This is a genomic window from Micromonospora sp. RP3T (assembly GCF_003027925.1).
In the GTDB taxonomy this organism is placed as follows: Bacteria; Actinomycetota; Actinomycetes; order Mycobacteriales; family Micromonosporaceae; genus Micromonospora.
Window position 1 is genome coordinate 85,905 of the sequence record NZ_PYPS01000032.1, and the last position, 7,327, is coordinate 93,231.

Genomic DNA, 7,327 nt, shown 5'->3' on the forward strand with positions numbered 1-7,327 from the left:
CGTGTTAAGCGGGGCCCCCGCCTCTACCGCAGGCGTTAAGCGGGGCCCCCGCCTTACCCCTCAACCGCCGACGTGGATGCCGGGGCGGCGGGTCGGGTCGGGCTCGGACTTGCGGATGATCTCGCGGACCACCGGCGGCGTGTCGCCGCGCCCCAGGATCAGGTAGCGCAGCAGGTGGGCGATCGGGTTCCCCTCCGACCACTCGAAGTGGCAGTGCGGGCGGACCCCGGTGGCGTCGCGCAGCGCGAGCAGGATCGCCGCGATGGCGTTCGGCGCGGCCGGGCTGCGGGCCCGCAGGATCCGGTACCCGCCGATCTCCACCCCGTGCACCCGCAGCACCTGGCTGAACTGGGACGGGTCGCTGACGTCGATCTCCAGGAAGAGCACGTCGGCGGCGCCGGGAACCGGGTTCATCGACCGCTGCGCCCGCTCCTTGACCCGGTACTCCTTCACCGACCCGCTCTGCCGCTTGTTGGCGATGACGTGCAGCCGCCCGTCCCGGGCGACCGACTCGTCCACGAACCGGCGGGCCGGGCCGTCGAACTCGATCCGCTCGGCGCGCAGCTCGGTGGTCCGGGTGACCCGGGAGATCAACGAGACCGCGATGATCCCGGCGATGAAGAAGCCGGAGATGGTGATGCCGTCCGGCTTCGCCACCACGTTCTCCGCGAGCGCGTAGAGCAGGACGGCGGTGAGCAGCGCGAACCCGGCCGCCGCGAGCCGGTGCCGGGCCCGCGCCGCCGAGATGGTCACCGCGATCGCGCCGGAGACCATCATCGCCAGGATGCCGGTGGCGTACGCGCCAGCCTGGGCGTTGACGTCGGCGGAGAAGGCGACCGTGATGGCGACGCTGATCGCGGTGTAGACCAGCACCACCGGCCGGACCGCGCGCCCCCACTCCGGCGCCATCCCGTACGACGGCAGATAACGGGGCACGATGTTGATCAGCCCGGCCATCGCCGAGGCGCCCGCGAACCAGAGGATGAGCACGCTGCTGATGTCGTAGACGGTGCCGAACGCCTCGCCGAGGCGCTCGTGGGCGAGGAACGCCAGCGCCCGCCCGTTCGCCGCCCCGCCGGGGGCGAACGCCGCGGGCGGGATCAGCACCGTGGTGACGAACGTGGTGGCGACCAGGTAGACCGACATGATCAGCGCGGCGGTGGTGAGCAGCCGACGGGTGCTGCGGATCCGGGCGGCGAGCCGGCGCTCCGGGTCGGCGCCGTCGCCGCGGACCAGCGGCATCATGCTCACCCCGGTCTCGAAGCCGGACAGTCCCAGCACCAGCAGCGGGAACGCGAGCACGCTGGTGGCCAGCACGTCGCCGGCGCCGCCGACCCGGGTCAGCCGGGCGGTCCAGTCGGCGAGCAGCCCGGGGTCGGCGGCCACCTGGGCCAGCCCGGCGACCACCACCACCGCGTTCAACGCCAGGAAGACCGCCACCAGCGGAATGGCGACCTGCACGGCCTCGCTGAACCCGAGCAGGAAGACGCCGCCGAGCACCAGCAGCAGCACCACCGTCACCAGCACGGCGGCGGTGGTGCCGTGCGGGAACGACGCGGGCAGCAGCGGGTTCTCCAGCAGGTGCACGCTGGCGTCGGCGGCGGAGAGCGTGATCGTGATGATCCAGGAGGTGGCCACGAAGCCGAGCAGCACCAGCACGAAGAGCTTGCCGCGCCAGAACGGCAGCAGCCGCTCCAGCATGGCCACCGAGCCCTGCCCGTGCGGGCTCTCCCGGGCCACCCGCCGGTACATCGGCAGCATGCCCAGCAGCGTCAGCGCCACGATGAGCAGCGTGGCCAGCGGGCTCAGCGCGCCGGCCGCGACCGCGGCGATGCCGGGCAGGTAGGACAGGGTGGAGAAGTAGTCGACGCCGGTCAGGCACATCACCTGCCACCACGGGTGGGCCCGCGCCTGGTGCTCCCCGACCTCCGGGCCGACCGGCTCGACCCGGTGCTGGAACAGCCAACGGTGCAGCCGGTCGGCCGGGGCCGCCGGACGGGCCGGCGCGGCCACCCGCTCCGGCAGCGTGCCCGGGGCGCGGGTGGCCCGGTCGCCGGGCTCGGCGTGCCGGCCGGCCCGGGCCGCGGCGGCGGCGTGCGCCTCGCGGCGGCGGTCCCGCGTACGCCGGGGCTGATCCCCGTCCCGTGCCTGCGCCATGCCCCGACGGTAGGCGGTACCCGGGTCGCGCCCCGGCGGAATGCCGGATCGGGGGACCTGACGGAACCGGACGGCGTCCCCGCGTCCCGCGCCCGGACGGCGGGACGCGGGGACCCCCCGTCCCGGCTACTGCAGGAACGCCCCGAGGGGCGACAGCAGCAGCCGGCCGAGCAGCGCGGCGTTGTCGTCCAGCCGCGTCCGCTCACACTCTCGGGCGTCCGGGTCGTGGCGGCAGTGCCAGATCTTCTGCGCGTTGCGCCACGCCACGTTGCGGGTGTACTCCACCAGCTCGCCCTGGTACCAGTCGTCGATGTCGCCGTTCACCATGTCGATCATGAGCTGCCAGTGGTCCAGGTAGCCCCGGCGCAGCTCCGGGATCCGCTCCGCGAAGATCTTGTTGATCTCCAGGTAGTCGCGGTGCTGGTCGCTGCCGTCGACCGGCTCGGACTCCAGGCTCTCCAGCGTCGTCACCAGCGCGAACGGCAGGTCGTAGTTGATGTGCGCGTTGACCCCGGCGGCGGCCGACGGCAGCGGACGGGCGTCCGGACCACGCATCCGCTTGAACAGGCACGACCAGGCGCGCGGCGTGCTCGGGCTGGAGTCGGTCCAGAACCGCAGCGCCTCGAAGTAGCGGGCGGCGAACTCCACGTCGAGCCGGGCCAGGAACGCCGGATCGACGAACCGGTCCTCGTAGAGACCGTCGAGCACCGTGCTGGTGATGACCAGGTAGAGCCGGTTGAAGTCGGCGAGCGGGCAGCTCGCCTCCAGCGGCGGGAGCCGGACCAGCAGGTCCTGCAACTTGGTGAGGTGGTCGACCACCGCCGGCACGTCGGCGGGGTGGTCGGCGAGCAACCCGACGATGTCCTGGTGCACGGGACCCCAGACCGGTTCGGTCATCTCTCCTCCACGATGGTCGGCGCCCCCCACGACGCCATCCGACTCCGCCGGACAGCCTGCCAGCCGCCGGGCGTGGGTCGGATCAGTAGAACGACGTATTCGGCGTACGTCTATTCCGGACGGTTGCGCAGGAAGATGGCGCTGGCCTGCACCCGGGTCCGGACCTGGAGCTTGTCGAAGATGTGCGACACGTGCACGCCGATGGTCCGCTCGCTGATGAACAGCCGCTGGCCGATCTCCTTGTTCGTCAGCCCCTCGGCGACCGCGGCGAGCACCTCCCGCTCGCGCGCGGTCAGCACCGCCAGCTCGTCCACCGCCGGCACGGCGGGCGCCGCGCGCGGCCGGGGCGCCGGCGCCGGCGCGTCGTCCAGGGTCACCCGGGCCCGACCCGCCAGGGTACGGATCTCCGCGCTGAGCGGCACCGCGCCGAGCGCCTGCGCCGTGGCGTGCGCCTGGCGCAGCAGCTTGCCGGCGGTCGCCATCCGGCTGCGCCGGGACAGCAGCGCCTCGGCCTGCCGCAGGCGGGAGTACGCCGCCGGATAGGGGTGGTGCCGCCGGTCCCACTCGGTGGCCGAGCGGCCCCACAGCTCGGGGTCGCCCCGGCCGTCGTCGAGCCGGCTCAGCTCGGCGTCGCAGAGCGCCAGGAAACCGTCCGCGACGTAGCGCACCGGGGCGCCCGCCTGGGCGCTCTTGCGGGTCACCCGGTCGACCACCTCGCGCAGCCGGCGCACCGCGTTCGGGTCCACCTCCACCGTCCGGCTGGCCGCCGCCTCGGCCTCGGCCCGCAGCCCGTGCCAGGCCAGCGTGGCCAGCACGATGACGTCGTCGGAGCGGCTCTCGGTCAGGCCCCGCTGGACGGCCTGCCGGGCCAGGTCGTGCCGGCCCTGCCACATGGCCAGCCCGGCGCGCAGGATGAGCATCGGCAGCACGTGCCGGGCGCCGCCGCCGGCCAGCACCGTGGCGACCGCCTCCAGGTCACGGTCGGAGGCCTCGACGTCGCCGTACCCGACGGAGAGCCGGCACCGGGCCAGCAGCAGCTCGACCGCGTCCGCGCCGGACGGCCGGTGCCGCAGCGCGGCGGCGACGACCTTCTCCGCCTCCGCCCACTGCCCGACCCGGAACAGCCCGTTCGTCGCCACCGCCAGCAGCCGGGTCTCCCAGGTGCGGCCCAGACCCAGCTCGGCGACGCGCTCGGCACCGCGGCGGGCCACCACGACGCCCTCCTCCAGGATGTTGAGCGGCCCGGTGAGCAGCTCCGCCAGGTGCAGGTACGCGCAGGCCACGTCCTCCGGCCGGCCGGAGGACTCGGCGGTCTCCAGCGCCCGGCGCATCACCGTCAGCCCGTCCGCCGGGTCGCCCAGGAACGCCTCGCTGAACCCGAGCGCGGAGCTGGCCAGCACCACCTCGGAGGTGCAACCGGGCACGCCGGCGGCCAGGTCGAGCGCCTCCCGGGCCTGCTCGCCGGCCTCGGCGTAGCGCCCCAGGTGCAGCAGCAGCTCGGCCCGGCGGGCGGCGGCGGTGCACCGCTCGTGCGGCGTGCAGTCGGCGGTGGAGAGCACCCGGCGGTACTCCTCCTCGGCCGGCGCGGAACGGCCGGCGGCGGCCAGGTAACGGGCCCGCCGGATGTGCAACGCGCAGGTCGGCGGGCCGGCCGGATCGGCCGACAGCTCCGCCAGCAGGGTCAGCGCCCGGGCGTGCTCGCCGCTGTGGTGCGCGGCCTCCGCGGCATGGCTGAGCAGCTCGGCGCGGTCCACCTCGACGGGTGCCGGCCGCCCGCCGTCGGCCGGCACCACGGCCGGCGCGGCGGCCAGCGTCAACGCGGTCGACCAGTGGCGGTGCGCCTCGGCGTACCCGTGCAGCCGTTCCGCCTCGCGGGCGGCGGCCATCGCCGCCGGCAGCGCCCGGGCCGGCTCGCCGGCCTGCCGCCAGTGGTGGGCCAGCCGGGCCTGGTGCAGCTCCGCCGGGGCGGCGGTGAGCGCCTCGGCGTAGCGGCGGTGCAACGCGGCCCGCTCGGCGGGCAGCAGCTCGCCGGCCAGGATCTCGGCGACCAGCCGGTGCCGGAGCCGGTAGCCGTCGTCGGCGCCGACCAGCAGGCGGTGCGCCACCGCCTCGCGCACCGCGTCGAGCAGCTCGTCCTCGGGCAACCGGACCACCTGCGCCAGCAGCCAGTGTTCGACCGGCTCGACGCCGGCGGCGACCGCCTGCACCACGGCGTGCGCCGGCTGGGGCAGCGCGTCGACCCGGCCCAGGAAGACCTCGCGCAGCGTGTCGGAGAGGCCGTCGCGACCGTCCCGCCGGTCGCGGGCCAGCTCCTCCACCACGAACGGGTTGCCGCCGCTGCGCTGCCACAGCTGGTCGGCGGCCTCCGGCGGCAGCGGCGCGCCGACGATCGCGGCGGCCAGCTCGTCCGTGCCGGACCGGTCCAGCGGGAGCAGGTCGACCACCTGGACGGACCGCAACCGGCGCAGCTCGGCGAGCACCCGGCGCAGCGGGTGCGCGCCCCGCAGCGACTCCGCGCGGATCGCGGCCAGCACGGACAGTTGCAGGTCGCCCAGGCCGGCGAGCAGGTAGAGCAGGAGCTGACGGGTGCTCCGGTCGACCCACTGGAGGTCGTCGAGCACGAGCACCAGCGGCCGGCCACCGGCCACCAGGTGCAGCCCCTGGGCGACCCGTTCCAGCAGTGCCCCCGCGCCGTCCGGGCCGGGGGTCTCCTCGTCGAACACCTGCAACAGGCCCCGGACCGCCGAGGTGGTGCGCGCCTCGGCCAGATCGGCGTCGAGGCGCCGCAGCGCCTGGCGCACCGGGTGCAACGGCGAGGCGTCGCCGATGTCGAGGCACGCGCCGGTGAGCACCAGCGCGCCGCCCTGCCGCACCTGCTCGCCGACCTCGCTCAGCAGCCGGGTCTTGCCCACCCCGCTCTCGCCGGTGAGAAAGACCGCCGCGGTGTGCCCCGGGGCGACGTCGTCGAGCAGCGCCGAGCGCAGCGTCGCCACGGTCCCGGCGCGGCCGACGAGCGGTGCGGAGTCCACGTCGCTGGCCATGGGACGCAGCCTAGTCACAGGTCCCCGCACCGTTCTACGGCGTTCCGGGCCCTGTGGTACCTCTCGCGTCGACAACACGACTAACGGTTGCGCGTGGCCGACATACGTCGTCCTACCGATCCCCCGAGGGCCCGGTGGTGAAAGTGTCCGGAGGTCGTCGGGCACCGGACCAGGGAAAGGGTGGGTGCGATGGTGATCACCATGCCCGTGGCGAGTCGGGAAGCCGCCCGCGCGGCGCTCTGGCCGGTACCGGAGGAACGCCGCACCGTCACGGTGCTCTTCGTCGACATCGTCGGCTCGACCGGCCTGGTGGAACGGCTCGACCCGGAGGACGTGCGGACGCTGCAACGGGTCTACTTCGGCACCGTCTCCGGCGTGCTGCGCCGGTGGCGGGGCGTGGTGGAGAAGTACGTCGGCGACGCCGTGATGGCGCTGTTCGGCGCGCCCGGCTGCGACGGCTTCGACGCGTACCGGGCGGTCCGGGCCGGACTGGAGATCCAGGCGGCGCTGGACCGCCGGTCGCCGGGCGACGCCCGGCTGCGGGTGCGGGTCGGCGTGGCGACGGGCGAGGTGCTGGTGGACCTGACCGGCGCCCGCGACGGCGGCCACGGCGCGGCCAGCGGCGCGGTGATCACCACCGCCGCCCGGCTCCAGGAGTACGCGCCGCCGGGCGGCGTGGTCGTCTGCCCGGTCACCCGACGGGCGGTCGCCGGCCTCGTGGAGCAGCGTCCACTCGCGACCGCGACGATGGCCGGCAAGACGCTGCCGCTGGACGTCTGGCGGGTGACCGGGGTGTCCCCGTACCGGCCGACCCGGCACCGTGGCCCGCTGGTGGGCCGCCGGCGTGAACTGGCCGGCGCGGCCGACGCGGTGACCCGGGCGCTGCGCGAACGCCGGCCACGGTGGATCTCCGTGACCGGGCCGCCCGGCAGCGGCCGCAGCCGACTGCTGCACGAGCTGACCCGCGCCGTGACGCGCGTGGACGGCACGGCGGTGCGCTGGTGCGTGGCGCACTGCCCGCCGTATCCGGAGGGGGACCTGGCACCGCTGGCCGACCTGGTCCGCGCGCTGCTCGCCCCGGATGCGACCGACCGACCGGCCACCCCCTTCACCGTCCAGGTACGGGTCAGTCCCGACGAACGGGTGCGGGAACGGCTGCGGCCGTACTGGGAGGACCGGATCCGGTTGGAGTGCGACCACGAACTGCAGAAGATCCGGGCTCGGCAGGCCGA

General features: G+C 75.1%; 4 protein-coding genes. 1 reads left to right on the forward strand and 3 read right to left on the reverse strand.

Annotated features, from left to right (window positions below):
- Nucleotides 1-60 precede the first annotated feature (60 nt).
- The 3 genes from C8054_RS23795 to C8054_RS23805 all read right to left on the reverse strand — a co-directional run bounded on the left by C8054_RS23795 (nucleotide 61) and on the right by C8054_RS23805 (nucleotide 6,095).
- A complete protein-coding gene (locus tag C8054_RS23795) occupies nucleotides 61-2,157 on the reverse strand; it encodes an APC family permease (protein WP_199199894.1) in 2,097 nt (698 codons plus the stop codon).
- A 126-nt stretch (nucleotides 2,158-2,283) separates the two neighbouring features.
- Nucleotides 2,284-3,054: a DUF5995 family protein gene (locus C8054_RS23800; RefSeq protein WP_107160365.1), complete on the reverse strand. Its 771-nt coding sequence runs from the start codon at nucleotides 3,052-3,054 to the stop codon at nucleotides 2,284-2,286.
- A gap of 110 nt (nucleotides 3,055-3,164) precedes the next feature.
- Nucleotides 3,165-6,095: a helix-turn-helix transcriptional regulator gene (locus C8054_RS23805; protein ID WP_107160367.1), complete on the reverse strand. Its 2,931-nt coding sequence runs from the start codon at nucleotides 6,093-6,095 to the stop codon at nucleotides 3,165-3,167.
- Nucleotides 6,096-6,296: 201 nt separating this feature from the next.
- Here C8054_RS23805 and C8054_RS23810 point away from each other — a divergent pair.
- Nucleotides 6,297-7,327 (forward strand): adenylate/guanylate cyclase domain-containing protein (locus C8054_RS23810; RefSeq protein WP_233220121.1); only part of this gene is annotated, 1,031 nt, incomplete at its 3' end.

Excerpts from the sequence above, each read along its gene's own strand:
- C8054_RS23795 (WP_199199894.1), bottom strand. The coding sequence starts at position 2,157 with ATGGCGCAGGCACGGGACGGGGATCAGCCCCGGCGTACGCGGGACCGC.
- C8054_RS23805 (WP_107160367.1), bottom strand. The coding sequence starts at position 6,095 with ATGGCCAGCGACGTGGACTCCGCACCGCTCGTCGGCCGCGCCGGGACC.
- C8054_RS23800 (WP_107160365.1), bottom strand. The coding sequence starts at position 3,054 with ATGACCGAACCGGTCTGGGGTCCCGTGCACCAGGACATCGTCGGGTTG.